Source organism: Mesorhizobium sp. M8A.F.Ca.ET.021.01.1.1, from assembly GCF_003998025.1.
Taxonomy (GTDB): Bacteria; Pseudomonadota; Alphaproteobacteria; order Rhizobiales; family Rhizobiaceae; genus Mesorhizobium.
The window spans coordinates 1-1,520 of record NZ_RZSJ01000896.1; the positions used below are offsets into that span (position 1 = coordinate 1).

Annotated in this window: 1 protein-coding gene; it reads right to left on the bottom strand. The window is 63.9% G+C overall.

Annotation, left to right across the window (positions count from 1 at the left end; genetic code table 11):
• The coding region (locus EOA36_RS35185) for a PAS domain-containing protein (protein ID WP_127281212.1) at positions 1–1,017 on the bottom strand (1,017 nt) is incomplete at its 3' end.
• Positions 1,018–1,520 lie beyond the last annotated feature (503 nt).

Consider the following 1,520-nt stretch of genomic DNA (forward strand, 5'->3'; position numbering starts at 1 on the left):
GAGATCGGCCGAGGCATCCTCGCCTTGCGTACGGTTGAGCACGATGGTGCGCGTCGGGCCGCCGACGCCCTCGCGGCTTGCCGAAACGCGGTGCATGAAGCGCACTGGCAGCGCCTCGCCGGTCATCGTCGTCAAGTCGAGATCGATGACCGCATTGCGCGTCGTGCCGGGATCCGCCTTGACGGAGCGCACCAGCGCCATGCCGTCGCCGGCAACGATATCGGGCAAGGTGACGGCGCCGGGCGTGAAGCTGGCAAGGTCGATGCCCAGCCATCCGGCGAGCGTGGCGTTGATGTAGGTGACGCGGCCGTCCTGATCGGCCGAAAAGAAACCGGCCGGCGCGTGGTCGAGGTGATCGATGGCCTTCTGCAGATCGAGGAAGAAACGCTCCTGCTCGGCCCGCTCCTGCGAAATATCGGCGAGTTGCCAGGCCAGCATCGGCAACCGCTGGCCCGGAACGCTGAACGCGCGGGCGCGCGCCCGGTACCAGCGGGCGCCCGGTTCAGCGCCGGGCCGGATCGATTGCGCCAGCCTGAACTCGCCATCGCCCGGCTGCCCGTCACGCAAGCCGGACGCCAGCCGGTAAATGGTCACCGAGGCCTCGGGGACATCCGAGAGCAATCCTTCGACGGTCTTCAGATCGGCGGCCGAGGTGGCCCCGGTCATATCGGCATAAGCCCGGTTGGCGTAGACGACGCGACCCTTGGTGTCCGTGACCAGCAGGCCTTGGCCCATCGAATCGACGAAAGCCTTGGACAGTTCGTCGCCCGTCGAGCGCGGTGTGATCTGCACGAAGCCGATCGCGGTCGCGAACAGGAAGCCGACACCGATCATCGCCAGCACGCCGAGCATGCCGAGCAGGAAGGGATCGCCGAGGCGCTCGCGGAAAAGGCCGAAGACGATGGCCGCGCCCGTCAGAACGACGATGAAGATGATAAGCCGGGTGACCGCGCCCGGTCGCGTATTCTGGTCGACGATCGGTACCGGATAGAAATCGCCGCGCGCTTCCTTGGCCATATGCCCCCTGCTCGTGAAATCCGAGGTTCCGACACCCGCCCCTAATGCATGTCGCCCAAAAGTGACTTCGGTTTTGGGAAAACGTCACGCATGAAAAACAAGGACCTGAAGCGCGTCGCATGAATCCGTTTCAGCGCGACGCGCTTTAGCCGGTTGAATCATATTCTCCTAGTCCGGAAAAGGCCCGGGCGGCAAATGTCAGATAAAAATGATGTCGAGCGGCCTTCCCTGTGTTTCAAGCTGTTCACGATGCGTGAAAGGCAACTTGCGGTGGCCAGTCGCAACGGTCTAGTGTCGCGTCACTTTCCAAAACCGATCAGGGGAAACCAATGCAGTGGCTGGATAGCGTGGCGGGCCCCGGTTATGCGGCGGCACTCCTGTGGACCTTCGCGGCGCTGATCCTGCTGGTCATCGTTCTCATCATCGTCAGGCTCGTGCGCAACCTGACCTTCGGGACGTTTGTCGCCGGTGGCCGCAACCGCAAGACGCGGCTCGCCGTCATG